At 56.0% G+C, this 26423-nt stretch carries 28 protein-coding genes; 14 read left to right on the top strand and 14 right to left on the bottom strand.

Going from position 1 to position 26423, the window contains the following annotated elements; genetic code table 11:
* The first annotated feature begins 62 nt into the window (after positions 1–62).
* The gene (locus tag QMG44_RS06605; protein ID WP_086532552.1) at positions 63–602 is read left to right on the top strand and encodes an ester cyclase; all 540 of its coding nucleotides are present in this window, start codon (positions 63–65) and stop codon (positions 600–602) included.
* Between the two features lie 111 nt (positions 603–713).
* On the opposite strand, the gene QMG44_RS06610 is transcribed toward QMG44_RS06605, so the two are convergent.
* On the bottom strand, positions 714–1181 hold the full coding sequence (locus QMG44_RS06610) for a DUF1348 family protein (protein WP_014169951.1): 468 nt from the start codon (positions 1179–1181) through the stop codon (positions 714–716).
* 103 nt (positions 1182–1284) lie between these two features.
* On the opposite strand from QMG44_RS06610, the gene QMG44_RS06615 reads away from it, so the two are divergent.
* Positions 1285–1869: a TetR/AcrR family transcriptional regulator gene (locus QMG44_RS06615; RefSeq protein WP_086532551.1), complete on the top strand. Its 585-nt coding sequence runs from the start codon at positions 1285–1287 to the stop codon at positions 1867–1869.
* An 86-nt stretch (positions 1870–1955) separates the two neighbouring features.
* On the opposite strand, the gene QMG44_RS06620 is transcribed toward QMG44_RS06615, so the two are convergent.
* The gene (locus QMG44_RS06620) at positions 1956–2726 is read right to left on the bottom strand and encodes a hypothetical protein (protein ID WP_014169953.1); all 771 of its coding nucleotides are present in this window, start codon (positions 2724–2726) and stop codon (positions 1956–1958) included.
* Between the two features lies 1 nt (position 2727).
* Positions 2728–2925 carry a hypothetical protein gene (locus QMG44_RS06625; RefSeq protein WP_008502331.1) on the bottom strand — a complete coding sequence of 66 codons (198 nt, stop codon included), beginning with the start codon at positions 2923–2925 and terminating at the stop codon, positions 2728–2730.
* A 263-nt stretch (positions 2926–3188) separates the two neighbouring features.
* Between QMG44_RS06625 and QMG44_RS06630 the strand changes: the two genes are divergently transcribed.
* From QMG44_RS06630 to QMG44_RS06665, 8 genes are read left to right on the top strand one after another with little or no spacing between them, the layout of a single operon-like run.
* Positions 3189–3623, top strand: coding sequence for a nuclear transport factor 2 family protein (locus QMG44_RS06630; protein WP_014169955.1), 435 nt, complete (start codon positions 3189–3191; stop codon positions 3621–3623).
* On the top strand, positions 3620–4339 hold the full coding sequence (locus QMG44_RS06635) for an SDR family NAD(P)-dependent oxidoreductase (protein ID WP_025204266.1): 720 nt from the start codon (positions 3620–3622) through the stop codon (positions 4337–4339). Before QMG44_RS06630 ends, QMG44_RS06635 begins: the two co-directional genes overlap by 4 nt.
* Positions 4336–5595 carry an NAD(P)/FAD-dependent oxidoreductase gene (locus tag QMG44_RS06640; RefSeq protein ID WP_086532550.1) on the top strand — a complete coding sequence of 420 codons (1260 nt, stop codon included), beginning with the start codon at positions 4336–4338 and terminating at the stop codon, positions 5593–5595. Before QMG44_RS06635 ends, QMG44_RS06640 begins: the two co-directional genes overlap by 4 nt.
* 1 nt (position 5596) lies before the next feature.
* Entirely contained in the window at positions 5597–6319 is a 723-nt protein-coding gene (locus QMG44_RS06645; protein WP_086532549.1) for a DUF1365 domain-containing protein, read from the top strand.
* The gene (locus QMG44_RS06650) at positions 6316–7536 is read left to right on the top strand and encodes a cyclopropane-fatty-acyl-phospholipid synthase family protein (protein WP_059306168.1); all 1221 of its coding nucleotides are present in this window, start codon (positions 6316–6318) and stop codon (positions 7534–7536) included. Before QMG44_RS06645 ends, QMG44_RS06650 begins: the two co-directional genes overlap by 4 nt.
* Positions 7533–8018 (top strand): DUF2878 domain-containing protein, encoded by a 486-nt coding sequence (locus QMG44_RS06655; protein WP_281853008.1) that lies wholly within the window; start codon positions 7533–7535, stop codon positions 8016–8018. The genes QMG44_RS06650 and QMG44_RS06655 overlap by 4 nt, the downstream gene beginning before the upstream one ends.
* Positions 8015–8539, top strand: a complete 525-nt coding sequence (locus tag QMG44_RS06660) for a hypothetical protein (protein WP_086532547.1) — start codon at positions 8015–8017, stop codon at positions 8537–8539. The genes QMG44_RS06655 and QMG44_RS06660 overlap by 4 nt, the downstream gene beginning before the upstream one ends.
* Positions 8536–9063 carry a DUF3833 domain-containing protein gene (locus tag QMG44_RS06665; protein ID WP_032678108.1) on the top strand — a complete coding sequence of 176 codons (528 nt, stop codon included), beginning with the start codon at positions 8536–8538 and terminating at the stop codon, positions 9061–9063. Before QMG44_RS06660 ends, QMG44_RS06665 begins: the two co-directional genes overlap by 4 nt.
* Positions 9064–9065: 2 nt before the next feature.
* Here QMG44_RS06665 and QMG44_RS06670 read toward each other — a convergent pair whose 3' ends face one another.
* Entirely contained in the window at positions 9066–9536 is a 471-nt protein-coding gene (locus QMG44_RS06670; protein WP_086532546.1) for a DMT family transporter, read from the bottom strand.
* A 4-nt stretch (positions 9537–9540) separates the two neighbouring features.
* Positions 9541–9975, bottom strand: a complete 435-nt coding sequence (locus QMG44_RS06675; RefSeq protein ID WP_032670472.1) for a DMT family transporter — start codon at positions 9973–9975, stop codon at positions 9541–9543.
* A gap of 99 nt (positions 9976–10074) precedes the next feature.
* On the opposite strand from QMG44_RS06675, the gene QMG44_RS06680 reads away from it, so the two are divergent.
* The gene (locus tag QMG44_RS06680; protein ID WP_086532545.1) at positions 10075–11007 is read left to right on the top strand and encodes a LysR family transcriptional regulator; all 933 of its coding nucleotides are present in this window, start codon (positions 10075–10077) and stop codon (positions 11005–11007) included.
* A gap of 3 nt (positions 11008–11010) precedes the next feature.
* Here the strand turns inward: QMG44_RS06680 and QMG44_RS06685 are convergent, their stop codons facing one another.
* Together QMG44_RS06685 and QMG44_RS06690 are read right to left on the bottom strand one after the other, a co-directional pair.
* A complete protein-coding gene (locus QMG44_RS06685; RefSeq protein WP_025204256.1) occupies positions 11011–12039 on the bottom strand; it encodes a methionine synthase in 1029 nt (342 codons plus the stop codon).
* Between the two features lie 26 nt (positions 12040–12065).
* Positions 12066–13040 (bottom strand): DUF1852 domain-containing protein, encoded by a 975-nt coding sequence (locus tag QMG44_RS06690; protein WP_047744613.1) that lies wholly within the window; start codon positions 13038–13040, stop codon positions 12066–12068.
* Positions 13041–13211: 171 nt separating this feature from the next.
* On the opposite strand from QMG44_RS06690, the gene QMG44_RS06695 reads away from it, so the two are divergent.
* Entirely contained in the window at positions 13212–13751 is a 540-nt protein-coding gene (locus QMG44_RS06695) for a DUF2058 domain-containing protein (RefSeq protein WP_014169968.1), read from the top strand.
* 7 nt (positions 13752–13758) lie between these two features.
* Here QMG44_RS06695 and QMG44_RS06700 read toward each other — a convergent pair whose 3' ends face one another.
* Positions 13759–14442 (bottom strand): RluA family pseudouridine synthase, encoded by a 684-nt coding sequence (locus QMG44_RS06700; protein ID WP_047955576.1) that lies wholly within the window; start codon positions 14440–14442, stop codon positions 13759–13761.
* A gap of 96 nt (positions 14443–14538) precedes the next feature.
* Positions 14539–15144, bottom strand: a complete 606-nt coding sequence (gene azoR, locus QMG44_RS06705) for an FMN-dependent NADH-azoreductase (RefSeq protein ID WP_017693462.1) — start codon at positions 15142–15144, stop codon at positions 14539–14541.
* A 205-nt stretch (positions 15145–15349) separates the two neighbouring features.
* On the opposite strand from azoR, the gene hrpA reads away from it, so the two are divergent.
* Positions 15350–19252: an ATP-dependent RNA helicase HrpA gene (hrpA, locus tag QMG44_RS06710; RefSeq protein WP_032678113.1), complete on the top strand. Its 3903-nt coding sequence runs from the start codon at positions 15350–15352 to the stop codon at positions 19250–19252.
* Positions 19253–19295: 43 nt separating this feature from the next.
* Here the strand turns inward: hrpA and QMG44_RS06715 are convergent, their stop codons facing one another.
* The 4 genes from QMG44_RS06715 to QMG44_RS06730 all read right to left on the bottom strand — a co-directional run bounded on the left by QMG44_RS06715 (position 19296) and on the right by QMG44_RS06730 (position 24186).
* Complete coding sequence (locus QMG44_RS06715; RefSeq protein ID WP_086532544.1) at positions 19296–19955, bottom strand: O-methyltransferase; 660 nt, start codon at positions 19953–19955, stop codon at positions 19296–19298.
* 88 nt (positions 19956–20043) lie between these two features.
* Positions 20044–21423: an efflux transporter outer membrane subunit gene (locus QMG44_RS06720; protein WP_020884213.1), complete on the bottom strand. Its 1380-nt coding sequence runs from the start codon at positions 21421–21423 to the stop codon at positions 20044–20046.
* Entirely contained in the window at positions 21420–22502 is a 1083-nt protein-coding gene (locus tag QMG44_RS06725) for an HlyD family secretion protein (RefSeq protein WP_086532543.1), read from the bottom strand. The genes QMG44_RS06720 and QMG44_RS06725 overlap by 4 nt, the downstream gene beginning before the upstream one ends.
* 31 nt (positions 22503–22533) lie before the next feature.
* Positions 22534–24186 (bottom strand): MFS transporter, encoded by a 1653-nt coding sequence (locus QMG44_RS06730; protein WP_014169975.1) that lies wholly within the window; start codon positions 24184–24186, stop codon positions 22534–22536.
* Between the two features lie 202 nt (positions 24187–24388).
* On the opposite strand from QMG44_RS06730, the gene QMG44_RS06735 reads away from it, so the two are divergent.
* Positions 24389–25192 (top strand): YdcF family protein, encoded by an 804-nt coding sequence (locus QMG44_RS06735; protein WP_044866483.1) that lies wholly within the window; start codon positions 24389–24391, stop codon positions 25190–25192.
* Positions 25193–25240: 48 nt separating this feature from the next.
* On the opposite strand, the gene gap is transcribed toward QMG44_RS06735, so the two are convergent.
* Positions 25241–26242, bottom strand: a complete 1002-nt coding sequence (gene gap, locus QMG44_RS06740) for a type I glyceraldehyde-3-phosphate dehydrogenase (protein ID WP_020884211.1) — start codon at positions 26240–26242, stop codon at positions 25241–25243.
* Positions 26243–26423 lie beyond the last annotated feature (181 nt).

Genomic DNA, 26423 nt, shown 5'->3' on the forward strand with positions numbered 1-26423 from the left:
TCCGAATTTATTCCGGCAGTGAACATGCTGGCGGAAAACTTAATCACAGGTTGTAAGCGTTTATGCAATATTCAACATATACACGTCCAGCTGTGCTGGCGTTAATTCTGGCTGGCGTATCCGGCGTGGCTTATTCGGCCCAGAGCGACCGGGTGAAACCGAATCTTCTTATCGTGGATAACACGCTGTCGCAAACGCAATTAACGGCGAGCGAACATGCGGCCGTTACGTATGCCACGTTCTGGGATACCGGCAAAGAGTCTCTGGCACGGGAAGCGCTGGCGGTTAATTTTGTGGATAAAACCCCACCGGAAGGCCGTAAACAGGGGCCAGAGGGCGCCATTATGGCCTCGAGGGCATTTCGCACCGCGGTGCCGGATTTACGCTGCGAGGTGGAACAAATGATCGTTACGGGTAATCGTGTCGTGTCCCATTTGCATTTCCACGGTCATTTCAGCGGGACATTTGGCAAAATAAAAGGGCAGGGGCAGAACGTGGATTTTATCGCGACGGATATCTATGAGATCGGCAACGGTAAAATAGTTTCCAACTGGCATATTGAAGATAACCTGACGCTGATGAAACAGTTGGGTGTGATTTAAATAATAGTCTGCCTCTTTTTCGTGGTGTAAAAGATAAGCCCGCCCGGGTAACCGAAAGGTTACCCGGAGCGTATAACCCCCCGTAATGGCGAAGCATGATCCTGACGAAACCTACAGCCCCAGGTCGCTCAGTGAAGGGTGGTCATCAGGACGTCTGCCCAGCGGCCAGTGAAACAGGCGCTCAGACGCTTTTATCGGCATATCGTTGATGCAGGCGAAGCGGCGCTTCATCAGACCATCCGGCTCGAATTCCCAGTTTTCATTACCGTAAGAGCGATACCAGTTGCCTGAATCATCATGCCATTCATAGGCATAGCGCACGGCGATACGGTTTTCCGTAAATGCCCACAGCTCTTTGATCAGACGATAATCCAGCTCTTTTTTCCATTTGCGCTCCAGGAATGCCTGCGCTTCCTGACGGTTAGTGGCAAACTCCGCGCGGTTTCGCCATTGGGTATCCAGCGAATAGGCAAGTGCGATTTTGGCCGGATCGCGACTGTTCCAGCCATCTTCTGCCAGTCTGACTTTTTCGATGGCACTTTCACGCGTAAAAGGCGGTAAAGGGGGGCGTGTGTTCATTTCGGCTACCTCTGGTTGGTATTAGGTAGACAGGTCTGTCTACTGGTGTTAATCTAAGCCTGAAAAATAACGCTGTCAACCTGTCAATTGAGGCCGTCGATCTGTGAACAGAGTCAACTTGAATAACGATAAAACAATCAGTGTGAGGGAAAAAATCTTGCTGACCGCGCACGATCTGTTTTATTCCAGCGGATTTAAAGCAACGGGCGTGGATACCATTATCAAGCAGGCTAAAGTCACGAAAGTGACGTTTTATCGCCATTTTCCGGGAAAAAGTTTACTGATTGTTGCCTATCTCCACTATCGACACGAAATATGGATTGACTGGTTTGAAAGCACGCTGCGTCGACATCTTGCTGCGGGCAAAACCCCGTCCAGTGCATTATCTGACACGCTGTATGAATGGTTTATTTCGGCGTTATTCCATGGGTGCGCCTTTATTAATGCCAGCGCAGAAGCAAAATCTGAAGAAAATGAAGGCGAAATAAAAGATATTTGCCGCAATCATAAAACCGAAACAAAGGCAAAAATAGCGTCCCTGACAGGCATAACCGATGAGAAAACCGTTAATGAAATCATGATGCTGATCGACGGCGCGATTATTCATGCGCAAATGGGGATCGCAGCGGATGAGGTCATAAGCTCATTGAAAAAGGGAGTAGAACGGCTGACAGAACACGCCGCCTGACCCGGGGCACGATCGGCCGTCGACGAAATACGCTTAGCATGGAAGGGCTGGCGCTGAGCCTGGCAGTGAATGCCAGGCTCCTGCCTTTAGTCATCATCTTCTGCCCGTTCCGCCAGCGCCAGCGAGCTGGCACTGGCCGGATCAAACAGGGAAATACTCTCAATCTGATTCAGCATGATCACCTTTCTGAAGTCCATCGCACTTCCGGGTTCTGAATCCAGAGTGATGTCGTGGCGGGCATACCATTTGCTGTAATTATTTTCGATGCAAATCCGCATTGTCTTCTCATCGCGATAGCCGCTTAGCATGGGGATCAGCACGATATTGGCGGTTTTTTCATACTCGAGCGTTGCGGTGTGGATCATGCCGACATAAATCCGTCTCGAACGCAGCGTCACCTGCGCCAGCTCCCCTTGCTCCATACACTGATACAGCAGTTGTTCGATACCGCTCGACTGCGCGAGACGTTTGTAGAGCTTCTTCCTGCCTTCTCCGTCCAGCCTGGCGCTGCCTGCCCAGTTAGAACGATAAAGACAAAACAGGATGGCGAAGGCCAGCATGACGACAACCGGTGCCTGAATACCTAAAAAGCTCCAGTTCATAAAATCTATTTGCCAGTCGGCATAGGTTTGCGCCGTGAAGTGGAAGGTGTTGTCGGCGGCAGAAAGTGCATAGAGCAACAGCCAGAGCAGCCCCGTGGCGATCACCCCTTGCAGAACGAAGATACAGCCATACAGGGCAACGAGAAAATAGACATCCCAGCCGAAAGATCGCTTGATTTTAAAACGGGTCGACAGGTCACGGCTGGTGTACCAGTACCCACAGACCATCAGCACCATAAAGATAGCCGTTCCCATATCAGGCCCTCTTCAGCGCGTTAACATGACGCAGGAAATCCTGTCGCACCTCGTTGCTCTTGTAGTTCACCGAGGCGTTCCCGTCCTGGTCGATGATGATGCGATCGCCATCCTCCACGGCTTCGATAATTTCCTGCTGGCTCATCACCTGGAGCAATGATTCTGGACTGGAGAAAAGTGACAGAAAGAAACGTTTCATCGCGGGGTTTCCTCATCCTTATGATTAAAAAGGATAAGTCTGGAAGAAGAAGGGGAAATTCGCCTTAAGGTAAAACTGAAAAGCAAAACGGCAAACAGGTGCGTCAGAAAATGTTCTGAAAAAAGCATCGGCAATACATGCGTAACTTTTTGAAAAATAATATAAATAAAAAATAGTTTTACACAAACTTGGACAAATAACGTTAATTGTGTAAGTTTTAATTATGCGATTACGCCACGTTGTTTACCGCCAGGATGTGACCCATGAGCACTTTGCCCTCTGTCGTGAGTCGGTTTGTTGAGTACTACACCGCACTGGATAGCCAGCCGCCCTCAGCGCTGGTCGGGCTTTATCATTCGGATGCCACGCTTATCGATCCGTTCGGCGAGCATGACGGGATTTTCGCGCTCCAGCGCTATTTCACCCATCTGCTGGCCAATGTTGAAAATTGCCGTTTTACCATTGATCCTCCGCTGTTTGGTGACCGCCGTTTCGTTGTCACGTGGATTATGCACTGGTCGCATCCGCGCATTGCCGGAGGCGAGCCGCTCGACCTGCCGGGATGTTCGGTGGTGGAGACCGAACATGGGTTGATTACTCGACAGCGTGACTATTACGACGCCGGAGAGATGATCTACGAACACCTTCCGCTCCTCGGTTGGGCAGTGCGCGGCGTGAAGCGGAGGGTGAACGCATGAGCACGGTTTTGATTACCGGAGCAAGTTCGGGCATCGGCGCCGGGCTGGCGAAATCCTTCGCTGCTGACGGCCACACGGTTATCGCCTGCGGGCGCGATCCGGCGCGTCTGGACGCCCTGCATCAGCACAGCCCCACTATCACGGTTCGCCTGTTCGATATGACAGACAGGGACGCCTGTCGCCAGGCGCTGACGGGCTGCTATGCCGACCTGGTTATTCTCTGCGCCGGTACCTGCGAATACCTTGAGCAGGGCGTGGTGGATGCCGCGCTGGTAGAGCGGGTGATGACCACCAATTTCCTCGGGCCGGTGAACTGTCTGGCCGCGTTACAGCCGCAGCTGGTTTCAGGCAACCGCGTGGTGCTGGTCAGCTCCATGGCGCACTGGCTGACGTTCCCGCGCGCAGAGGCTTACGGCGCGTCCAAAGCGGCGCTGAGCTGGTTTGCCGACAGTCTGCGGCTCGACTGGGAGCCGAAAGGGGTCGCCGTGACGGTGGTATTCCCGGGCTTCGTTGATACGCCGCTGACGCGAAAAAATGACTTTGCCATGCCGGGCAGGGTGAGCGTTGAGGAGGCCGTGCAGGCCATTCGGACCGGGCTGGCGAAAGGGAAAATGCAAATTGCGTTTCCGGTGGGGTTTGGCCTTATCTTGCGGTTGCTCTCAGGGCTTCCCGCGTTTCTTCAGCGCACACTGCTGCGCAGGATGGTGCGTTCATGAAGATTGCCATTATCGGCAGCGGCATCGCCGGGTTGACCTGTGCCTGGCGTCTTGCCGGTCATCATGAGGTGACGCTGTTCGAAGCGGGGGCCACTCCCGGCGGGCATACCGCGACGGTTGACGTGCCGACGCCCCAGGGCACTTTCGCCATCGATACCGGTTTTATCGTCTACAACGACCGTACCTACCCGCGATTTATGGGCCTGCTGAGCGAGCTGGGTATCAGTGGGCAAAAGACGCAGATGAGCTTTTCAGTGCATAACCCGCAAACCGGGCTGGAATACAACGGACACACCCTGACCTCGTTATTTGCTCAGCGTCGAAACCTGGTGAACCCATCGTTCTGGCGGCTGCTCGGAGAGATTGTCCGCTTTAATCGGCTGGCGAAACAGGCGCTGGGGAGCGAGCCAGACCCGCACGCGACGCTGCAGACGTTTCTGGACAGGCACCGTTTTACGCCGTTTTTCGCACGTCACTACATTCTGCCGATGGGGGCGGCCATCTGGTCATCGTCGTTGCAGGAGATGAAACGTTTTCCGTTGCCGCTCTTTTTGCGTTTCTTTGACAATCACGGCCTGCTGGATGTGACGCATCGTCCGCAGTGGTACGTCGTGCCCGGAGGTTCGCGGGAATACATCCGCGCCATGCTGGATAAACTCGGTGACCGCCTGACGCTGCACCTCAACGCCCCGGTGCAGCGGGTGATTCGTCAGCAGAATGGGGTAACGATCCAGCTCGACAACGCGAGCTACAGCGTTGATCAGGTGATTTTTGCCTGTCACTCCGGGCAGGCGCTGGCGATGCTTGACGCGCCGAGCGCGGCTGAGCAGGACGTGCTGGGCGATATCGGCTGGCAGCGTAATGAGGTGGTGCTTCACAGCGATCCGCGCTGGCTACCGGTACGTCAGCGTGCCTGGGCGAGCTGGAACTACCGTCTGAGCCAGCAGGATCAGGCCAGCGCCTGCGTCACCTACAACATGAATATTTTGCAGGGGTTGCCTGCGGGTAGCCCGTTGTTCTGCGTCACCCTTAATCCGGACATCCCCGTGGATGAACGCTTTGTTATGAAACGCTTTGTCTATGAACACCCGCTGTTTAACCCCAAAAGCTGGCGTGCACAGGCGCGTCGCGGTGAGATTAACGGCCACCAGCGTAGCTGGTTCTGCGGCGCTTACTGGTACAACGGCTTTCATGAAGATGGCGTGCGCAGTGCGCTGGACGTGGTGAATGCGATAGCCGCCGGGGAGGGGAACTGAAATGAACAGCTGCCTCTATCACGGTGTATTACGCCATCGTCGCTTCCGGCCGAAAGCGCACCAGTTCCGCTACAGCGTCTTTATGGCCTGGCTCGATCTTGATGAGCTGGAGACGTTGCCCGCGGTCGGGGTCCGTCGCAATCGCGTTGCCGCCGCTTCGTTCCATGATGCGGATTATCCGCTAGGCACGCCGCTTAAAGAGAACGTCCTCACCAGGCTTGAAAGCCTGATCGGAGAACGGCCGCAGGGGCGGGTTATGCTCCTGACGCAGCTGCGCTACTTCGGATTCCATTTTAATCCGGTCAACTTTTACTACTGCTATGACCGGGCGGAGACGCTGCGCTGGGTGCTGGCGGAAGTTCGCAATACCCCGTGGAATGAGCGTCATTACTACGCGGTGAATGGGCAGGATGCGCGTCCCACAGAAAAAGCGTTTCATGTTTCCCCTTTTAACCCGATGGACATGGTTTACCACTGGCGCTTTAACCCGCCTGACGACTCGTTGCATATGCACATTGAAAACCATCAGGAAGCGAAGGTGTTTGACGCCACGCTGGCGCTACGCCGGGAGCCGCTTACCCGGGCGGCACTGCGGTCGCTGCTGCTGCGCATTCCACTGATGACCCTCAAAACCGTTTTCGCTATTTACTGGCAGGCGCTGCGGCTGTGGCTCAAGCGCGTGCCGCTGTATAACCATCCCGTCAGCAGGAGTGAACGCTCATGACCGATCCCGTCTTTGCGCTTGAACCCGATATCCCGCGCAACGTCCGCATCGCGCGCTGGCTGCTGTTTCGTCTCTTAAGCGGTATCCGCGGCGGCTCGCTGACCCTGCGTGAGGGTGCGCAGACGTTCCATTTCGGCGAGACATCCGCTGCGCTGCATGCTGACGTTCAGATCCTGAGCCCGGGCGTGTACTGGCGTGTCTTAAGGGGGGGCAGCCTCGCCGCCGCTGAGGCCTGGATGGATGGCGAATGGGAAACCACACAGCTCACGCCATTGCTTGAGATCCTGGCGCTTAACGGGCAGGTGCTTGGCCGGCTGGAAAAGGGATTTCGTCTGTTCAGCAGGCCGCTTGAACGGCTTCGTCACTGGACGCGGCGAAACTCACGCGCCCAGGCCCGCGAAAATATTGCCGCGCATTACGATCTGGGCAACACCTTTTATGCCCATTTTCTGGATAACGAGTTGCTTTACTCCAGTGCGCTGTTCACCGCAGATGAGCAGGATCTCACGGCGGCTCAACAGGCCAAAATGGCTCGCCTGTGCGATCAGCTGGCGCTGAACGCCAATGATCACCTGCTGGAAATTGGCACCGGCTGGGGCGCGATGGCGGAATATGCCGCCCGTCATTATGGCTGTCGGGTGACCACCACGACGCTGTCGCAGGAGCAGTACCTCTGGGCGAAAGAACGGATTGTCCGCGCCGGGTTGCAGGATCGCGTTGAGGTACTGCTGTGCGATTACCGCGACCTCACCGGAGAGTACGACAAGCTGGTCTCGATAGAGATGATTGAGGCCGTGGGGCAGCGCTATCTGCCAACCTTCTTCCGCACCTGTCAGGCCAGGCTGCGACCGGGAGGTCGTATGGCAATACAGGCCATCACCATTCAGGACCAGCGCTATCGCGACTACAGCAAAAGCGTCGACTTTATCCAGCGCTACATTTTTCCCGGCGGTTTTTTACCAAGCATCACCGCCATGAATGAGCTTATGACGCGCCACACCGATTTCGTGATGCGCAATCTCTTTGATATGGGGCCCGACTATGCCCGCACGCTGGCTCTCTGGCGCCAGCGCTTCGTGCATGCATGGCAGGAGATTGAAAAGCTTGGGTTCGATGAGCGGTTTCGTCGGATGTGGCTGTACTACCTCGGCTACTGCGAAGCCGGGTTTAACGCCCGCACCATCAGCGTGGTGCAGCTGACCGCCGAGCGCGTATGAAACATTATTTGCTGGTCTTTCTGCTGGCTATCGCGTTCGATTTTTACTGGGCGCTGGTGGTGCTCTTTCGCGAGCAGGGCCTGATTATCTGGATCGTGCTGGCGGTTGTGGCCTGCCTGCTGTTGCCGTCCGCGTACCGACTTTACGCCATTGCGCTGGCCGCGGCAGGGAGCCTGCTGGATGCGCTCTGGGCGTTGACGGGCCTGATTGCGTTTACGGGTGAGTCACTGATGCCGCTGTGGATGGTGGCACTGTGGCTGATGTTCGCCACCGTCTGGACTCAGCTGACGCGCACAACAACATTACCCGGCTGGCTGCTGACCCTGCTGGCAACCGTGGGCGGGCCTGTCGCCTATCTGATTGGTGAACGGCTTGGCGCCATTACTTTTGTGGAGCCGACCTTTATTGTCATCAGCTGGATGGCACCGGGCTGGCTGGTATTGATGCTGTTTTTCCATCTGCTGGTGGGGAGACAAAAATGAGAGCTGTGGCACTGCTTCTCTTACTGATAATCCTGTCCCCCGTGGCTCAGGCTGCCGACTGGCTGACCTGGCGCAAGGTCGGTGACGCCACGCTGACCTGGGGGCCGTTCACCGTCTATACCTCACAGCTTCGCACGCCGGAGGGGCGTTACAGCGGGGAGAACGGGGATCGGGCGCTGATCATCACTTACGCGCGTGAAATCGACCGTGACGACCTGGTTGAGGCAACGCGCGATCAGTGGCAGGCGCAGGGGATCCTCGAGCAGGAGCCCCAAAGCGAAGCCTGGCTGCGTATGCTCCAGTCGCTCTGGCCCGATGTTGGGCCGGGCAGCCAGCTGGCGTTTGTGGTCACCGACAGGCAGGGGCAGTTCTGGTACCGTGCTTCGGCGGCGCAGAAAGACTTTATTCCACTGGGACCACGTCAGTCCGCCGCGTTCAGCACGCGCTTTCTGGCAATCTGGCTCAGTCCCCGCACGCAATATCCCGCGCTGCGTCAGCAGCTGACAGGAGGGCAACAATGAAACGTATTCTGGTCATCGCGCTGGCGGTAACGATGCTGCTGGCCGGCTGCAGTACAGAGGTGACGGAATACCGTCAGCAGCAGCCGAAGCTGGATATCTTCCACTATTTTCAGGGGAAAACCGAAGCGTGGGGCATGGTGCAGGATCGCAGCGGTAAACAGTTGCGCCGGTTTCACGTTGAGATTGCCGGGGACGTTATCGGCGATACGCTGACGCTCAATGAACATTTCGTCTATGACGACGGCGAAAAGCAGCAGCGGGTATGGCATATCCGACGGATGGGGGGCGATCGCTACGAAGGCACGGCAGGGGATATCGAAGGGGTGGCGACCGGGCAGGCGGCGGGAAACGCCTTCAACTGGCATTACAGCATGCAGGTGAAAGCCAATGGCAGCACCTGGCTGCTGCACTTTGACGACTGGATGTACCTGCAGGATGAAACCCATCTGTTCAATAAAACAGAGCTGAAGAAACTGGGCGTCACCGTCGCCACGGTGACGCTGTTCTTTACCCGCAAGGCGTGACGTTACTCGCTCCCGGGCGCCGGTTCGGCTGGGGTTTTGCTGCTGAGGTAGATGAAGATCAGCGCAATGGCCAGGCAGACGATGGCCCCGAGACGGCTCAGCGAAAACGGAATGACCGCGTTACCCAGCCAGCCAAAGCTGTCAATCAACATGCTCATGGTGAGCTGGCCGAAGATCACCGCGACCGTGGCAACGGCGGTACCGATACGTTGTACCGCCAGTACCATTATCACAATGTAGGGCACGCCGAACAGGGCACCGAGCAGCTGCCATTTGGGCACGTCCATCAGGGTAATGGCCTGTTTGGGTTCAAAGAAGAAGATCAGCAGGGCGGTGACCAGCGCACCAACGGAAAACGTCAGAAACGCGCTTTTAAAGACGCCCACGCTGCTTCCCAGCTGTCCGTTGATGGCGGCCTGGATGCTCAGCGTCGCGCCGCCACACACTGCCAACATAATCATAATTAGTGTCATTTTGTTACCCCTGTGCAACCAGAACCAGCGCGGCAATGATGAAAAGCAGCGCGATGATGCGTTTACCGTTAATCTTTCTGGGCGTGGTGCCCAGCAACCCATAGTGGTCAATGATAAGACTCTTAAAGACTTGACCTGCCAGAATGCCAATCATCGTCAGGGCAATGCCGATGGCTGGCGTGGCGAGGGTCAAAATGACGACGTAAACGGGCCCGAGTACGCCGCCGAGCAGTTGCCATGCGGGCTGTGCGAAAAACGACGGGCTGTTACGCGGGCTGAAAAACAGCATCAGCAGAAACGTCAGTGCGGCACCTGTACCGAAAATACTGAACGTGGCCCATAAATCGCCGACTTCCCCACCCAGTGGCCCCAGCAAGCCAGCCTCTACGGAGAGGCCCATGCCGCCGAGAATAACCAGTAAAATTAACAACCATTGCATATTCATTATCTCTACGTTCTGAAGGTGAAACAGACTAGCCCTGAACATCGATGAGAAAAATGCCATAATGCAGGAAACACCTTTGCAGGAAATGCACTAATGGTTGATGCCGGAAATATGAATATCCGCTCGCTGCGGGTTTTTATTGCGGTTTACGAAGCGCAAAACTTTTCTGTGGTCGCCCGGCGGGAGGGGATGTCTGCCTCGCAGGTTTCACGCGTTATCCATCAGCTTGAGGACGCGCTCGGCCAGCAGCTTTTCTATCGTAATACCCGGGCGGTGATCCCAACGGAAAGCGGCCACCTTTTTATCCGCTACGCCAGAGCGATGGTCGAAAGCCTGGAGGAGGCGCGTCGGGAGCTGGATGAGCGTTCGACGGAGCCTTCCGGCACGCTGCGCATTAATGGCCCGGTGTACTTTGGGCAGCGACACGTTGCCCCGGGTCTGCCTGCACTGGCGGCGCGGTATCCCCGGCTGAATATAGAGCTGACGCTGACCGATGACTTTATCGACCCGCACAAAGATGCCGCCGACGTTATCTTTCGCATCGGCATGCTGACGGATTCAACCTTTCACGCGCGGGTTTTTGGCCAGCAGCGTTACCATCTGGCCGCGTCGCCGGACTATTTGCGAAAACACGGTGTGCCAGACGGGACGGATGACCTCAGTCGCCACCGGTGCCTGGTCTACCGCGGGTCGTCAGGTCCCAATCGCTGGCTGGTGCGAGGTCAGGGGGAAGCCTGGGTGCATTACCCCGTGGTGCCGCTGATGACCTCCAATAATGCGGAGTCGCTGCTCATTGCCGCGCTGGGCGGGATGGGGATCGTGCTGTTTCCGGACTGGCTGATTGGCGACAGACTCCAGAAGGGGGAACTGGTCGCACTCCTCGCGGAACGGGAGTGCGCCATAAATACCGAGCCGCTGAACATTGCGGCGATCTATCCTCACGCCCGTCATCCGCCCCTGAACGTCAGGGCGGTGATTGATCATTACGTGGCGCTTTTCGGCACCCCGCCTTACTGGCAGACGTAGCGATTACGCGCCGAGTTCTTTACGGATAATGTCGGCGCCGGCGCTCAGGGCGTTGAGTTTTCCGTTGGCTACCTGACGTGAGAGCGGGGCCATCCCGCAGTTTGTTGATGGCCACAGCTTGTCGGCATCGACAAACTGCAGCGCTTTACGCAGCGTATCGGCCACTTCCTCTGGCGTCTCAATGGTATTGGTCGCCACGTCAATGGCACCCACCATCACCTTTTTGCCGCGGATCAGTTCCAGCAGGTCCATCGGTACGCGGGAGTTGTGGCACTCCAGAGAGATGATGTCGATATTGGACGTCTGCAGTTTAGGGAAGGCTTCTTCATACTGCCGCCATTCTGAACCGAGCGTTTTTTTCCAGTCGGTATTGGCTTTGATGCCATACCCGTAGCAGATATGGACCGCGGTCTGGCAGCGCAGACCTTCGATGGCGCGTTCCAGCGCGGCAATACCCCAGTCGTTCACCTCATCAAAAAACACGTTAAAGGCCGGTTCATCAAACTGGATGATATCAACGCCCGCCGCTTCTAACTCTCTCGCTTCCTGATTGAGAATTTTGGCAAATTCCCAGGCCAGCTTTTCGCGGCTTTTATAGTGAGCGTCATAGAGGGTGTCGATCATGGTCATCGGGCCGGGCAGAGCCCACTTGATCGGTTTATCCGTGAGCTGGCGTAAATACTTTGCATCATCAACGAACACCGGTTTTTGACGCGCGACGGCATCCACCACGGTCGGCACGCTCGCGTCATAGCGGTTACGAATTCGCACGGTCTGGCGGTTCTCAAAATCAACGCCGCTGAGATGTTCAATAAAGGTGGTGACGAAGTGCTGACGAGTCTGTTCGCCGTCGCTGACAATATCAATGCCCGCACGGATCTGCTCATCCAGAGATAAACGCAGCGCATCCTGTTTACCGGCAAGTAATTCCTGATCCTGCAATTTCCATGGCGACCAGAGCGTTTCGGGTTGCGCAAGCCAGGTTGGCTTAGGCAAACTGCCAGCCGTTGAAGTCGGGAGCAATGTTTTCATAGTAGAAGACCTTTATTATCGATTAATTAAAGCGTGTTGTGACCTGACCACTGCTCAAGAAGAGGTTTATAGGGCTTGATGAAATACGCTTCCGTAAATTTGCCCTGTTCAATTGCCAGCCGGCTGCGTTCTTCACGGTCATAAACAATTTTTGTTAATGAATGATCCTCATGATTCAGATCGGGCTGGTAGCATTCTCCGGCGGTCGAGTTCGCATTGTAAATTTCAGGGCGATAAATTTTCTGGAAAGTCTCCATGGTGCTGATGGTGCTAATCAACTCCAGGTTGGTGTAATCCCGTAATAAATCGCCGGTGAAATAAAACGCAAACGGCGCTGCGCTATTCTCAGGCATAAAGTAACGAACCTGCAGACCCATTTTCCCGAAGTACTGCTCGGTTAAGGATGTACCGTCCGGACGATACTCGATGCCCAGCACCGGGTGCTGGTTGCCTGTGCGGCGGTAGGTGTCTTTGCTGGAGACGCTCAGGCAGATCACCGGTGCCTTTTTGAAGTTCTCTCTGTATTCAGGTGAGTTAACGAAATGCCGGAAAATAGTGCCGTGCAGCTCACCAAAATTATCCGGGATCGCGAAGCGGGACTGATTTTTATTGTGCTCCGGCAGCAAGACGCTGAAATCATAATCGCGGACATAGGACGAGAAATTATTTCCAACGATACCGTCGATGCGCTCATGGGTCTTTTTATCAACGATCGTTGTCTGCAATATTTCGATAGCCGGGAAGGGCTTCTCAGCGCCGATATGCAAATCCACAGAAATAATGTCCAATTCGAGCGCATAGCGATCGGCTTTTGGGTTGTCCCAGCGCGCTAACGCGTTAAAACGGTTATTCATCATCACCAGCGTATTACGCAGGTTTTGCTGGCGTTTTTCGCCACGGGCCAGGTTGGCGAAGTTGGTGGTGGTACGCGTATTTTCTGAAGGGTTATAATTTTCATCAAAGCAACTACGCTTAAGGCTAAATGTAAAAGCATTACTCATCGTCGTTATACATCCTAAGTTCTTGTTGCTAAGAAGTTACCAATGCATAATTTATGCCTGAGCCCGTGACGGAGGGGAAGTGACTTAATTTCACTGCAACATGAGCTATCTTCATGAACAGCGCCTTTCCAGGTATAATCCCCAAAATTTCAACACGGTTTAGAAACGATCATGACAAAACTCACCCTACAAGAGCAGATGCTGAAAGCAGGCTTAGTCAGCAGCAAGAAGATGGCTAAAGTTCAGCGCACGGCCAAGAAATCGCGCGTTCAGGCCCGTGAAGCAAGGGAAGCAGTAGAAGAGAATAAAAAAGCGCAGCTCGAGCGTGACAAGCAGCTGAGCGAGCAACAGAAGCAAGCGACGCTGGCGAAAGAGTTTAAAGCGCAGGTCAAGCAGCTGATCGAAATGAACCGCATCACCGTGACCAGAGGCACCATCGCCTTTAACTTTACCGACGGCAATCTCATCAAAAAAATCGAGGTCGACAAGCAGACGCAGGCCCAGTTGATCAATGGCCGCCTGGCGATTGCGCGTCTGGTGATTAATGCCAATGGCGACTGCGACTATGCGATTATCCCGGCAGTGGTGGCCGATAAAATCGCCCAGCGCGATGCCGAGAGTATCGTGTTAAACAGCGCCCTGAGTCAGGAAGAGCAGGATGAAGACGATCCGTACGCAGATTTCAAAATTCCTGACGATTTGATGTGGTAAGCAGCGCTTAAAACGGTGCGGCGTGACGGGCGTTAATTGCCTCTGCGCTCACCGGATGCACAAAATCCAGCTCACTGGCGTGCAGCATCAGCCGCGGTATCGGTTCGGTGCCCGGCAGTGCAAGACCACCATACAGATCGCAGCCTAAAATAGGGTAGCCCAACTGCTGGCAGTGAATACGCAGCTGGTGGGTTCGCCCGGTCTCCGGGGTCAGTCTGACCCGCGTCAACGGCAGTTCCGCATCATAAAACCGGTCCACCACCTGATAGCGTGAGCGTGCGGGCTTGCCGGTAATCGCACAAATCGACATCAGCGGGAACAGCGCCGGATCTTTAGCAATCGGGGCATCAATCACTCCCTCGTCGTTTTCCACATGCCCGCAAAGCAGGGCACTGTATACCTTTCGCACGGCGCGCTGGCTGAACTGGTGACAGAGAGCGGCGTTAATCGCTTTATTGCGCGCAATCACCATCAGCCCGGATGTACCGAAATCCAGACGATGCACCAGCGTGCAGCCGGGAAACGTCTGTACCAGTCGATAATGCACGGAATCGCGGTTTTGCGGATTTTTGCCTGAAAGGCTGAGCAGACCGGAAGGCTTATTAATCAGGACCAGATGTTCGTCCTGCCAGAGGATCTCGATCTCGTCGTGACACGGTGGGGCAATAAAAGAATCTATAATCGCAGACATCAGACGGCCCGACAGAAGAGTGGGTGCGGATGATAGCGAATTTTTAGCGGTGGGGACAGAAAGAAACCCTCCCACCAGGCGGTGAGAGGGGGATGATTAAGCGGCTACGAGGCTGTCGATAGCGGCTTTCGCGTCGGTCTGCGCTTTGGTCGCAACTTCCGGGCCGTAGGCAATACCTTCAGCAAACACGAAATTCACGTCGGTAATACCGATGAAGCCCAGGAACAGAGTCAGGTACGGTGCAACCAGGTCAGTTGGGGTGTCTTTGTGAATACCGCCACGGCTGGTCAGTACAATCGCACGCTTACCTTTCACCAGACCTTCAGGACCGTTTTCAGTGTAACGGAAGGTTACGCCGGCACGGGCCACCAGGTCGAAGTAGTTCTTCAACTGAGTAGGGATGTTGAAGTTGTACATTGGCGCGTTGATCACGATAACGTCGTGCGCCTGCAGTTCAGCAATCAGTTCGTCAGAGAGGGCCAGGGCTTCCTGCTGACGTGGCGTCAGGGGAGCGTCGCTCGGACGCAGCGCGCCAACCAGTTCGCCATCCAGCACAGGAATCGGGTTTGCAGCCAGGTCACGCACGGTGATTTCATCAGCAGAATGCTGTTCACGCCACTGTTCAACGAAGTAGTCAGAGAGCTGACCAGACTGTGAGTACCCTGCCAGAATACTGGATTTCAATACTAATACTTTGCTCATGGGTGATTCCTGTTTTTGCATTTGATTGAAGGGGGTTGCCCCGTTGCTTGTTGACACTCTATTCACAATCCTGTCGCAGGGATAGCGCAATATATCGAAGTCTATGTTCGAATTTTTTGAATAAGGCACTCAAAGCGCCAATGTGATACTCTATAGCAATCATTAAAAAGAGATTTTACCCGGCAATGCACTGCCCGTTAACGCTATGACAGAACAACAAAAATTAACCTTCCCGATGCTCCTGCAACAGCTTGATTCACTGATGCTGCGTGATAAACAGCGGTTTGCCCGCCGTCTGCACGGGGTGAAGAAGGTTAAAAATCCTGATGCACAACAGGCCATTTATCAGGAGATGGCGAAAGAGATTGAACAGGCGGCAGGGAAAGTCGTGCTGCGCGAAGCCGCACGTCCGGAGATTACCTACCCGGAAAACCTGCCGGTCAGTCAGAAAAAACAGGACATTCTTGACGCCGTGCGCGACCACCAGGTGGTGATTGTTGCAGGGGAAACCGGTTCAGGGAAAACCACTCAGCTGCCGAAAATTTGTATGGAGCTGGGGCGTGGAGTGAAAGGGCTGATTGGTCACACCCAGCCGCGTCGTCTGGCGGCGCGTACCGTGGCGAACCGTATTGCCGAAGAGCTGCAAACGCAGCCCGGTGGCTGCATTGGGTATAAGGTGCGATTCAGCGACCACGTTAGCGATAACACCATGGTCAAACTGATGACTGACGGTATTCTGCTGGCGGAAATCCAGCAGGATCGTCTGCTGATGCAGTACGACACGATCATTATCGATGAAGCGCACGAACGCAGCCTGAATATCGACTTCCTGCTCGGGTATCTGAAAGAACTGTTACCGCGTCGCCCGGACCTGAAAATTATCATCACTTCCGCCACCATCGATCCGGAGCGTTTCTCAAAGCATTTCAACAATGCGCCGATTATCGAGGTCTCTGGCCGAACGTATCCGGTGGAGGTGCGCTATCGCCCGATAGTGGAAGACGCGGACGATACCGAGCGCGACCAGCTGCAGGCCATCTTTGATGCCGTCGACGAGCTGGGAAATGAAAGCGCGGGCGACATTCTGATTTTCCTGAGCGGCGAACGGGAAATTCGCGATACCGCTGACGCCCTCAGCAAGCGCGATCTTCGCCATACCGAAATTCTGCCGCTGTATGCGCGCCTGTCAAACAGCGAACAAAACCGCGTGTTTCAGCCGCACAGCGGACGTCGTATTGTGCTCGCCACCAACGTGGCGGAAACCTCGCTTACCGTGCCGGGCATCAAATATGTGATTGACCCGGGTACGGCGCGTATCAGCCGCTACAGCTACCGCACCAAAGTGCAGCGCCTGCCAATTGAGCCGGTTTCTCAGGCTTCCGCTAATCAGCGTAAAGGCCGCTGCGGCCGTGTGTCGGAAGGGATCTGTATTCGCCTCTATTCCGAGGACGATTTCCTGTCGCGACCGGAGTTTACCGACCCGGAAATTCTGCGCACCAACCTGGCGTCGGTCATCCTGCAGATGACTGCGCTAGGGCTTGGCGACATCGCCGCGTTCCCGTTTGTCGAAGCGCCGGACAAGCGCAATATTCAGGACGGCGTGCGCCTGTTGGAAGAGCTGGGTGCCATCACCACCGACGAGCAGGCTAGCGCCTACAAACTGACGCCGCTGGGCCGTCAGCTCAGCCAGCTGCCGGTTGACCCGCGGCTGGCGCGCATGGTGCTGGAAGCACAGAAACACGGCTGTGTGCGTGAAGCGATGATCATTACCTCCGCGCTCTCGATTCAGGATCCCCGCGAGCGTCCGATGGACAAGCAGCAGGCGTCTGATGAAAAACACCGTCGGTTCCACGATAAAGAGTCCGACTTCCTCGCCTTTGTGAACCTGTGGAACTACCTCGGCGAGCAGCAGAAAGCGCTGTCGTCGAACCAGTTCCGCCGCCAGTGCCGCGTCGATTTCCTCAATTATCTGCGCGTGCGCGAGTGGCAGGATATCTACACGCAGCTGCGTCAGGTGGTGAAAGAGCTGGGCATTCCGGTTAACAGTGAACCGGCGGAGTACCGCGAAATTCACATTGCGTTGCTGACCGGTCTGCTCTCCCATATCGGGATGAAGGATGCCGACAAGCAGGAGTATACCGGGGCGCGTAACGCCCGTTTCTCCATCTTCCCGGGGTCCGGTTTATTCAAGAAACCGCCTAAATGGACCATGGTGGCCGAACTGGTGGAAACCAGCCGCCTGTGGGGCCGCATTGCGGCGCGCATTGATCCTGAATGGGTTGAACCTGTTGCCCAGCACCTGCTGAAGCGCTCATACAGTGAACCGCACTGGGAGCGCGCGCAGGGCGCGGTGATGGCGACCGAAAAAGTGACCGTTTACGGTCTGCCGGTGGTTGGCGCGCGCAAGGTTAACTACAGCCAGATAGATCCCGCGTTGTGTCGCGAGTTGTTTATTCGTCACGCGCTGGTGGAGGGCGACTGGCAGACGCGTCATGCATTCTTCCGTGAAAACCTCAAACTGCGTGCCGAAGTGGAAGAGCTTGAGCATAAATCCCGTCGCCGCGACATTCTGGTCGACGACGAGGCGCTGTTTGAGTTTTACGACCAGCGTATCAGCCACGATGTGATTTCTGCCCGCCACTTCGACAGCTGGTGGAAGAAGGCCAGCAAAGAGACCCCGGACCTGCTCAACTTTGAAAAGAGCATGTTGATCAAAGAGGGAGCGGAGTCGGTCAGCAAACTCGATTACCCGAACTTCTGGCATCAGGGCTCTCTCAAGCTGCGCCTGACCTATCAGTTTGAGCCGGGCGCGGATGCGGATGGCGTCACCGTACACATTCCGCTGCCGCTGTTAAACCAGGTCGAAGAGAGCGGATTCGAGTGGCAAATTCCGGGGCTGCGTCGCGAGCTGGTGATTGCGCTGATCAAATCGCTGCCAAAACCGGTGCGTCGTAACTTTGTGCCTGCGCCAAACTATGCCGAAGCGTTTTTAGGCCGCGTAACGCCGCTGGAGTTGCCTCTGCTGGATTCGCTGGAGCGTGAGCTCAGGCGCATGACGGGCGTAACCGTCGACCGCGACGACTGGCATTGGGATCAGGTGCCCGATCACCTGAAAATCAGCTTCCGCGTGGTGGACGACAAAAACAAAAAGCTGCAGGAAGGCCGATCGCTGACCGAACTGAAAGAGGCGCTGAAAGGTAAAGTCCAGGAGACGCTTTCTGCGGTGGCTGATGACGGTATCGAGCAGAGCGGATTGCACATCTGGAGCTTTGGCGCGCTTCCGGAAAGCTATGAGCAAAAACGCGGCAACTACAGGGTGAAGGCCTGGCCTGCACTGGTGGATGAGCGTGACAGCGTGGCCATCAAACTCTTTGATAATCCACAGGAACAACAGCAGATGATGTGGCGTGGTCTGCGTCGTTTGCTGCTGCTTAATATTCCGTCACCGATTAAATATCTGCACGAGAAGTTACCGAACAAAGCCAAGCTTGGCCTCTACTTTAACCCGTACGGTAAAGTGCTGGATCTGATTGACGACTGCATCTCCTGTGGTGTGGACAAGCTTATCCACGAGGCGGGCGGTCCGGTCTGGTCAGAAGCGGAGTTTGCGGTACTGCATGAGAAAGTCAGGGCAGAACTGAACGACACCGTGGTCGACATTGCGAAACAGGTCGAGCAGATCCTCACCACCGTGTTCAATATCAACAAACGCCTGAAAGGGCGCGTGGATATGACCATGGCGCTGGGGCTGTCGGACGTGAAAGCGCAGATGGCCGGGTTAGTGTACCGTGGATTCGTTACCGGCAACGGCTTCAAACGCCTTGGCGATACGTTGCGTTATCTGCAGGCGATCGAAAAACGTCTGGAGAAAATGGCTATCGATCCGCATCGTGACCGCGCGCAGATGCTGAAAGTGGAAAGCGTGCAGAAGGCATGGCAGCAGTGGCTTAACAAATTGCCGCCAGCGCGCCGTGACGATGAAGACGTGCAGGCGATCCGCTGGATGATCGAAGAGCTGCGCGTCAGCTTCTTTGCCCAGCAGCTCGGTACGCCGTATCCCATTTCGGATAAGCGTATTTTGCAGGCAATGGAGCAGATTTCGGCGTAACGTCGGGTGTTCGCCCTCTCTCTGTGAGAGAGGGCATCTGCGTTTAGCGATTCACCACGGCCAGGGTAAAGCCATCCCATCCTTTACTGCCCACCGTTTGTAGCGCGGTCGCCGTCAGGCGCGGGTTATCCCCTATCATCTCAATAAATCGTCTGACGCCCTGTACGCGGGCATCGTCGCTTTGCGCGTTAATCACTTCGCCATCCCGGACCACATTATCCCCGACGATCAGCGTTCCCGGGCGTGAGTAGTACAGTGCCCACTCCAGATACCCCGGATTGTTTGGCTTATCGGCATCGATAAAGATCAGGTCGAACGGCGGAATATCACCGACGTGTTCAAGAGAGTGCAGCGCCGGGCCTTCAATGAGCTCAATCCGATCGCTGAGCCCCGCCAGCTGGATATTCTGCCGTGCAACGCGGGCATGGATGGGGTCCGCTTCGAGGGTGATCAACTTCCCGTCAGGTGGCAGCGCACGCGCCATCCAGATAGTGCTGTAGGCGCCCAGCGTGCCGATTTCAAGGATCCGCCGTGCCTGCGTCATGCGGACAAAAAGCGCCAGCAGCTGCCCCTGATTGGCCGCGACATCATGTTCGGGTAAACCGGCACGCTGGTTGTTTTCCAGCACCCGCTGGAGGATATCATCCTCGGGAATGAGTGAAGAGATCATGTAATTATCGACTGCAGACCACTGTTGTTGCATAGATTGACTCCTGAGTGGCAAACACCGGGTTGCGCTGCGATCCGGTTTTCGCCCTCTCCATGCCGGAGAGGGCTTGTGGGGTATCAGGTCACGCGTTGCTCCAGCCTCCGCCCAGTGCTCTGTACAAATCAACCTGCGCCAGCAGCAGGTTATTTTTGACCTGCACGACGCTGGTTTGTACCGAGAACAGCGTGCGCTGGGCATCCAGCACATCCAGGTACGACGAATAGCCGTTGCGATAGCGGTTTTGCGCTATGCGCAGCGTCTCTTGCGCCACATCTTGTTGGGCAAGCAGCTCCGTCAGTTGTTCCTGATAGCGCGTGATGGCATCAAGACTGTTATTGACCTCGGCAAAGGCGTTACGGACGGTTTTTTCATAACTGTAAAGCGCCTGGTTGCGCTGGGACTGCGAAATATCCACCTGTGCGTTCAGCGCCTGGCGGTTGAGCAGCGGAGCAAGAATGCTGCCGCCGACGCTCCAGAGCTGCAGCGGGTTGTCGAGTAAGCCGGAGAGCGTGCGATCCTGTATCGATCCGGTTGCGGTCAGGTTGATCGACGGCAGCAGGCTGGCGCGTGAGGCAGCCAGCGAGGCATCAGCCGCAACCAGTTGCTTTTCAGCCTGCACAATATCCGGACGGCGATTAAGCAGCGAGGAGGGCAGTTGCGAGGGCAATGTCAGGGGCGTCAGGGCCGCGAAGCTTTCACTGCGCGCGACCTCGCCCGGGTTGCTCCCCAGCAGCAGGCTCAGGGCGTTCTCCTGCTGTGCAATCTGATGCTGCAGTAGGGGAACCTGCGCCCGCGTGGAGCGCAGTTCGGAGTCGGACTGCATCAGCTCCAGGCGCGAACTGTAGCCCGTTTCAAACTGGCGTTTAGCGAGAGTGAATGCCTCTTCCCGGGACTTCAGCGTGGAGCGGGTGACGCGAAGCTGTTCATCGAGGGACAGCAGGGTGATATAGCCGGAGGCGACCGAGGATGCCACGGTAAGATCTGCTGCCGCCGCCGCGGCTTTCTGCGCGTCCAGCGAGGCTTCAGCCGCATTCGCGGTGCTGCGGTTTACGCCCCAGATATCGACATCATAGCTGGCGGTGAGGCTGCCTTTATACAGGCTGCTGTAGATCGGCAGACCGGTGGCCGCAGATTGTGTTCGCGCGCGGGTGCCCGTGACGCCAGCATCCAGCGACGGAAACAGGCTGCCGTCGGCCGCGTAGACCCGCGCCTGATACTCGTTAATCCGTTCGCGGGCAATCAGCACGTCGCTGTTGTTTTTAAGCGCCAGGTCCACATAACGGTTCAGATTATTGTCGTGGAAATTACGCCACCAGAGCTGTTCTGCTGGGCTTGCCGGGCCTGCTGTTGCTCGCCATTGCGTGGGGATGTGCAGCGACGGCTGCGCCGGTTTCACGTCGACCGACTGGCAACCGGCCAGCACGGTCATCATCATCAGAACGGCTATCGGGCGAAGGGTCATTGCTTCGCCTCTCGCGTATCAATGGTCACCTGCACCGACATGCCCGGACGCAGAAGCTGATAGGCTTCCTGGTCACCCAATACTTCAATTCGCACCGGAATACGCTGGGCAATTTTGACAAAGTTACCCGTGGCGTTATCCGGCGTGATGGCGCTGAACTCAACGCCGGTTGCCGGAGAGATACTCTCCACGCGGCCCTGATAGGCCTTATCATTTAACGCATCGACGGTGAATTTCACCGGCTGACCCACCCGAAGCTCCGCCAGCTGCGTCTCTTTAATATTGGCGATCACCCAGTGCTGAGGCGGCACGAGGGTGGTGAGGTGGGTTCCGGCGGTAACATAAGCTCCCAGACGAACGGCGATCTGACCAAGCTGGCCGTCGCGAGGCGCTACAATGCGCGTGTTTTGCAGGTCAATTTGCGCCAGCTCCAGCGCCGCTTTGGCGTTTTCCACATCCGCCTCCAGCGCGCCGCGATTGACGATCACCGTTTGCAGATCCTGGCGCGACATTTCCAGCGTGGCTTTCGCCTGATCAATGTCGGCGCTGCCCTGGGATGCGCTTGCCAGCGCGGCGTCGCGCTCACGGATAGACAGTGAACCATCCGCCGTCAGGTCCTTTACGCGTTTCAAATCCGCCTGGGATTTCAGACTCTGGGCGCGGGCATTTTTCAGAGCCGCTTCGTTTTTGGCGATCACCGCTTCGGCGCTTTTGCGCTGTTGCAGGTTGTTGTTCAGGGCGGCAATCTTCATCGCCAGCTGCGCTTCGGCCTGATGCACCCGCTGGCGGTAGATACGGTCATCAATCTGCAGCAGCAGCTCGCCCTTTTTGACCCGGTCGAAATCCTGCACCTTCACCTCAGTGATATAGCCGTTAACCTGCGGGCTGATAAAGGTCGTCTGTCCGCGCACGTAGGCATTATCAGTAAACTGCGAGTGGCGGGTGAACGGGGGTAGCTGCCAGGCGTAGAGGATCACCAGTACGCCGACAATACCGATTGCCGCCGCGGTGAAAACCGAAACGATACGGACATTTTTACGGGTGTTGGCCTGCTCTTTAGCGGCATCCTGCTGACTCATAACATCTCCAGAGAAATCATCTTCATATTCATTACTTGTTGCCTGTTGCCTTCTTCAGGGCCATACGGGCAGTCAGGCGCAGGCGCAGCAAGCGCCATAAAATCCAGACCAGGGTGGCGGCGGCAATGCTCGCCGTCAGTAAATAAGTATCGTTATAAGCCAGAATATTTGCCTCAAGCGTTGAAACCGTTTGCAGCTGGGTGATGGCCTGGGTGCCCAGCAGCGAGCTGTCGCCAATCAGGCTCCGGTACAGCCCGGTGTAAGCCTGAATACGGTCATTCACCAGCGGGTTCAGGGTTGTGAGCTGATCGGCCAGCATGCTGGAGTGGTATTTCTCGCGCCAGGTCTGGAAGGTCCCCAGGATGGCAGAGCCGAGCAGGCCGCCGAGGTTCTGGCTCATGCCAAACATCACCGAGAAGCTCACCAGGTTGCGCGGATCGGCGATTACCCCGCCAATGGCGGCCAGCATGGCGGGCGCGAGGAAGAAGGCGCTGCCGAAGCCCAGCAGGAACTGGCTGAGCATCAGCTGGTCCGGGCGGGTCAGGTTGTTCGACTGGCTGTCCAGCAGGGAGGCAACAATCATAAGCGCCAGCGAGGTAATGATCGGCCACGCCAGTTTTGTGGGCTTGATGGTCAAACAGCTGGTCACAATCCCGCAGACAATACCGGCAAAAATAGACCACGCCAGGTGGGTCATCTGCTCATTCTGCAAGCCGACATACTGCAGCCAGCCGATAACGCCGGTGTTTTGCTCCGCCAGCACGATGCGGATCAGCAGCATAATGAGCCCGAGACGCACGATGCTGCCGCTCGACAGCCAGCGGGTATTCAGCAACGGGTTAGAACGGTTATGTTCAAACACGATCGCAGACACGATTAATACCAGCGCTAATGCCAGCGACCAGCCGATCCACGGCGCTTCAAACCACCAGTAAAGACGGCCTAAGGAAAGTACCGCGCAGAGCAGCGCCATCCCCGGGGCCAGTAAAAAGAAGGTGATGAAGTCTTTTTTCTCGAAGACCTTGCGCCGGTCGCCAGGAGGCAATTTCAACGCTATCACGCAGGCCAATGAAATGAGCGCCAGCCCGAGCTCAAAGAAGTAAAGCCCGCGCCACTCGTCAAGCTGCAGCAGCTCGGTCGAAAAGAGGCGGGCGAGGGGGATGGCGAGCGATGACCCGGTAATCCCGATGGTCAGTGCCTTCAGACGGTGTTTCGCGGGCCAGGCCTGTATCTGGTAGTAAATACCGAGGGAGCTGAGCGCGGCGGCCACCATCCCGTGTGCGGCACGCACCATCAGCGCGGAGCTGAGATCGTTTACAAACAGGTGGAAAAAGGTGACCAGCACATACAGCACCAGAAAACCTTCCGTGAAGGCGCGCAAACCATACTGCTGGCGGAATTTCACCAGCAGCAGGTTGATGGAGATGTTGGTCATCACATACACCGCCGGGAGCCAGGCGATTTCTGTCGACCAGGCCCCGAAGGTTCCCTGCAGATTTTGCAGATTGGCGGTGACCACCGCATTACCCAGCGCCCCCGTCAGGCACACCAGCAGACCGACAACCCCGTAGGCAATCCGTTTTGGCGTGCTGTGTTCTGGCGTGGAGGGCGAACCCAACAGGGCGGGTTTCTCATGAGGCTGCCACTCGCGAGGAGCATAAGGGTCGCGTTCGGGCAGGCGCATAACGTCTTTTACCTTAGAAAAAATTGAATAATGAGTGGGCTAACGATTCTACGTTTGCCGCAAATGATAATTCAAGTGAATATGATTTTCGCAGGTTAATCAAATGTTGAAGAACAGGTTAAGGAAAAAGAGCGGCCCGGAAGGCCGTTGTTTTGTCGATCTGAAGTCGTTAATCTGAACCAGAGCAACTGAGGACATCACCATGGTTCAGACGCATTTTCCCCTTCTGCCGGAGTCAACCCTGGCGGCAATCAACACGGTCGGCCAGTGGCTGGCACAGGATGATTTGGGCGATACCCGCGACGTGGCGGCGGTTGACAGGGTTATTCTGGCCGGAAACGCGGTGATGCCGACCATCGACGCTGCCTGCCGTATTGCCGCTGAACACGACGTTCCGTTACTGATTAGCGGAGGGATTGGCCATTCGACCGCGTTTTTGTATGCGGCCATCGCTCAGCATCCGCGTTATCACACTGTCCCGGTAACGGGGCGAGCGGAAGCAAGCATTCTGGCCGATATTGCCCGCCAGTTCTGGCAGATCCCTGATGCGCACGTGTGGGTTGACGATCAATCAACCAACTGCGGAGAAAACGCGCGTTTTAGCTGGAACATGCTAAAACAGCATCATCAGACGTCCGGGCGCGTGCTGGTCGTGCAGGATCCGACCATGCAACGCCGCACGATGGCAACCTTTGCCCGCGTGTGCCGTGACGAGTCTGCTTCGCCGCAGTGGGTCAGCCACCCGGGCTATACACCGGTGCTGAAAAATGGCGAAAACGGGCTGGTGTTCAGCGGGGAGAGCGCTGGCCTCTGGCCGGTAGAGCGTTATCTCTCGCTCATTTTAGGCGAGCTTCCGCGACTCTGTGATGACATGAACGGCTATGGCCCGGCCGGGCGTGATTTTATTGCACACGTTGAATTCCCCGACGAGGTGACTGCAGCGTGGGCACGGTTAAAGCAGGATCCTGTGCTTACGGATGCCCTGAATCACCGGTCGCTTCTCTGAGCAGAGGCCGTTTGCGGTTTTCCCCTCTCCGCGGAGAGGGGACAGGCATTACAGCGAGGCGAATTTGTCCAGCGTGCGCACCAGCTGGGTGACGAAACCGTATTCGTTGTCATACCAGGCGACGGTTTTCACCAGTTGCAGATCGCCAGCCTCTGAAACTTCGGTCTGTGTGGCGTCAAAGACAGATCCAAAGTGGGAGCCGATCACATCAGACGAAACAATCTCTTCATCGGTATAACCAAAAGATTTATTCCCCTGCGTCGCTTTTTTCAGCGCGGCGTTGATCTCCTCAACGGTGACCTTTTTACCCAGAATCGAGACCAGCTCGGTCACTGAACCGGTTTTCACCGGTACGCGCTGGGCGTGGCCTTTCAGCTTGCCGCTGAGGGCCGGAATCACCAGACCGATGGCTTTGGCCGCCCCGGTGGTGTGCGGAATGATATTCTCCGCCGCGGCGCGTGAGGCGCGAAGATCTTTCCCGCGCGGGCCATCCACCAGCGCCTGCGTGCCGGTATAGGCGTGAATGGTTGTCATGGTGCCCACTTTTATTTCAAACGCATCGTGCAGGGCTTTTGCCAGTGGGGCGAGGCAGTTGGTGGTACAGGAAGCAACGGAAATAATCGTATCACTGGCGTCAATGGTATCGTCATTCACGTTATACACGATGGTTTTCATCTCACCGGCAGGGGCAGAGATCAGCACTTTTTTGGCACCGGCCTCAAGGTGTGCCTGTGATTTTTCTGCCGACGTGTAGAAGCCGGTGCATTCCACGACGATATCGACGCCCGCGGCTTTCCACGGGATATGTTTTGCCTCTTTTTCGGCGTATACGGCGATAGTTTTTCCGTCAACAATCAGGGCGTCTTCGGTGAAATCTACGCTCCACGGGAAGCCACCGTAGTTGGAATCATGCCTGAGCAGGTAGGCCAGCACTTTGGGAGAGGTGAGATCGTTGATGGCGACGACGGTGTTGCTGTCCTGGGTTTCAAGAAGGCGACGCAGGACAAGGCGTCCTATGCGTCCAAATCCGTTAATGCCAATTTTACTCATGGTGTACTCCTGTGAACGCGTCTTTGCGACAGTTTGAACTCATCCAGGCTTAGACCATCACGGACAGGGCGGCAATTGAAGAAGCTTCATGCGAGGGGAAGTATTTGAAAAACCATACAGAAAAATTAATGAATTTTTAAGGAAAGGGGATTATGTTGGCGCGATATCGGTTATTTATCAG

The organism is Enterobacter sp. 200527-13 (genome assembly GCF_027924865.1).
GTDB lineage: Bacteria > Pseudomonadota > Gammaproteobacteria > Enterobacterales > Enterobacteriaceae > Enterobacter > Enterobacter ludwigii.

What these genes read in the sequence shown, in the direction of transcription:
- QMG44_RS06605 (WP_086532552.1), top strand. Translation starts at nt 63, where the DNA reads ATGCAATATTCAACATATACACGTCCAGCTGTGCTGGCGTTAATTCTG.
- QMG44_RS06610 (WP_014169951.1), bottom strand. Translation starts at nt 1,181, where the DNA reads ATGAACACACGCCCCCCTTTACCGCCTTTTACGCGTGAAAGTGCCATC.
- QMG44_RS06620 (WP_014169953.1), bottom strand. Translation starts at nt 2,726, where the DNA reads ATGGGAACGGCTATCTTTATGGTGCTGATGGTCTGTGGGTACTGGTAC.
- QMG44_RS06625 (WP_008502331.1), bottom strand. Translation starts at nt 2,925, where the DNA reads ATGAAACGTTTCTTTCTGTCACTTTTCTCCAGTCCAGAATCATTGCTC.
- QMG44_RS06630 (WP_014169955.1), top strand. Translation starts at nt 3,189, where the DNA reads ATGAGCACTTTGCCCTCTGTCGTGAGTCGGTTTGTTGAGTACTACACC.
- QMG44_RS06635 (WP_025204266.1), top strand. Translation starts at nt 3,620, where the DNA reads ATGAGCACGGTTTTGATTACCGGAGCAAGTTCGGGCATCGGCGCCGGG.
- QMG44_RS06640 (WP_086532550.1), top strand. Translation starts at nt 4,336, where the DNA reads ATGAAGATTGCCATTATCGGCAGCGGCATCGCCGGGTTGACCTGTGCC.
- QMG44_RS06645 (WP_086532549.1), top strand. Translation starts at nt 5,597, where the DNA reads ATGAACAGCTGCCTCTATCACGGTGTATTACGCCATCGTCGCTTCCGG.
- QMG44_RS06650 (WP_059306168.1), top strand. Translation starts at nt 6,316, where the DNA reads ATGACCGATCCCGTCTTTGCGCTTGAACCCGATATCCCGCGCAACGTC.
- QMG44_RS06655 (WP_281853008.1), top strand. Translation starts at nt 7,533, where the DNA reads ATGAAACATTATTTGCTGGTCTTTCTGCTGGCTATCGCGTTCGATTTT.
- QMG44_RS06660 (WP_086532547.1), top strand. Translation starts at nt 8,015, where the DNA reads ATGAGAGCTGTGGCACTGCTTCTCTTACTGATAATCCTGTCCCCCGTG.
- QMG44_RS06665 (WP_032678108.1), top strand. Translation starts at nt 8,536, where the DNA reads ATGAAACGTATTCTGGTCATCGCGCTGGCGGTAACGATGCTGCTGGCC.
- QMG44_RS06670 (WP_086532546.1), bottom strand. Translation starts at nt 9,536, where the DNA reads ATGACACTAATTATGATTATGTTGGCAGTGTGTGGCGGCGCGACGCTG.
- QMG44_RS06675 (WP_032670472.1), bottom strand. Translation starts at nt 9,975, where the DNA reads ATGCAATGGTTGTTAATTTTACTGGTTATTCTCGGCGGCATGGGCCTC.
- QMG44_RS06680 (WP_086532545.1), top strand. Translation starts at nt 10,075, where the DNA reads ATGGTTGATGCCGGAAATATGAATATCCGCTCGCTGCGGGTTTTTATT.
- QMG44_RS06685 (WP_025204256.1), bottom strand. Translation starts at nt 12,039, where the DNA reads ATGAAAACATTGCTCCCGACTTCAACGGCTGGCAGTTTGCCTAAGCCA.
- QMG44_RS06690 (WP_047744613.1), bottom strand. Translation starts at nt 13,040, where the DNA reads ATGAGTAATGCTTTTACATTTAGCCTTAAGCGTAGTTGCTTTGATGAA.
- QMG44_RS06695 (WP_014169968.1), top strand. Translation starts at nt 13,212, where the DNA reads ATGACAAAACTCACCCTACAAGAGCAGATGCTGAAAGCAGGCTTAGTC.
- QMG44_RS06700 (WP_047955576.1), bottom strand. Translation starts at nt 14,442, where the DNA reads ATGTCTGCGATTATAGATTCTTTTATTGCCCCACCGTGTCACGACGAG.
- azoR (WP_017693462.1), bottom strand. Translation starts at nt 15,144, where the DNA reads ATGAGCAAAGTATTAGTATTGAAATCCAGTATTCTGGCAGGGTACTCA.
- hrpA (WP_032678113.1), top strand. Translation starts at nt 15,350, where the DNA reads ATGACAGAACAACAAAAATTAACCTTCCCGATGCTCCTGCAACAGCTT.
- QMG44_RS06715 (WP_086532544.1), bottom strand. Translation starts at nt 19,955, where the DNA reads ATGCAACAACAGTGGTCTGCAGTCGATAATTACATGATCTCTTCACTC.
- QMG44_RS06720 (WP_020884213.1), bottom strand. Translation starts at nt 21,423, where the DNA reads ATGACCCTTCGCCCGATAGCCGTTCTGATGATGATGACCGTGCTGGCC.
- QMG44_RS06725 (WP_086532543.1), bottom strand. Translation starts at nt 22,502, where the DNA reads ATGAGTCAGCAGGATGCCGCTAAAGAGCAGGCCAACACCCGTAAAAAT.
- QMG44_RS06730 (WP_014169975.1), bottom strand. Translation starts at nt 24,186, where the DNA reads ATGCGCCTGCCCGAACGCGACCCTTATGCTCCTCGCGAGTGGCAGCCT.
- QMG44_RS06735 (WP_044866483.1), top strand. Translation starts at nt 24,389, where the DNA reads ATGGTTCAGACGCATTTTCCCCTTCTGCCGGAGTCAACCCTGGCGGCA.
- gap (WP_020884211.1), bottom strand. Translation starts at nt 26,242, where the DNA reads ATGAGTAAAATTGGCATTAACGGATTTGGACGCATAGGACGCCTTGTC.